This is a genomic window from Polaribacter sp. BAL334 (assembly GCF_015767435.1).
Taxonomy (GTDB): Bacteria; Bacteroidota; Bacteroidia; order Flavobacteriales; family Flavobacteriaceae; genus Polaribacter.
Genome location: NZ_JADWOV010000117.1, coordinates 1 through 571, shown reverse-complemented (window position 1 = coordinate 571; position 571 = coordinate 1). Strand labels below are relative to the sequence as shown.

1 protein-coding gene and 1 pseudogene are annotated in these 571 nt (G+C 32.7%); both read left to right on the top strand.

The features are described from left to right. On the top strand, positions 1-254 hold a 254-nt coding region (locus IU405_RS00620; RefSeq protein WP_197436718.1), incomplete at its 5' end, for a YhcH/YjgK/YiaL family protein. A gap of 4 nt (positions 255-258) precedes the next feature. Beyond that, a pseudogene (locus IU405_RS00615) lies at positions 259-571 on the top strand (bifunctional 4-hydroxy-2-oxoglutarate aldolase/2-dehydro-3-deoxy-phosphogluconate aldolase); the annotation flags it as partial.

Genomic DNA, 571 nt, shown 5'->3' with positions numbered 1-571 from the left:
GTCATAATCAAAATATTGATATTCAATTTTGTGTTAAAGGAATAGAAACAATTGGATGGAAACCTAGAGAAACCTGCACAATCCCAAATGGTGAGTATAATTCTGAAAAGGATGTGCTTTTTTTTAAAGATGCACCCGACATGTTTTTTCAATTAACAGATAATCAGTTTGTGATTTTTTATCCGAACGATGTTCATGCACCCATGATTGGGGATGATGTTATTAAAAAATTAGTATTCAAAGTTAAAATTTAATCAAATGAACAATAGTCAACAAGTATCAGAAGCCATTATAAAACAAGGTATTTTGCCTTTGTATTTTAATGCTGATGAAAATATTACACTCGAAGTTTTAAAAGCTATTTACAGAGCAGGCATCCGAGCCATAGAATATACCAACCGAGGTGAAGCCGCATTCAGAAATTTTGAAAAAATGGTTGCGATTCGCAATCAAGAAATGCCCGATTTATTATTAGGTATTGGTACAATAAAAAATTTGGAACAAGCTATAGCTTTTGAAAAAATAGGAGCTGATTTTTACATCAGTCCCGGATTTGTGCCAGAAGTAGCGC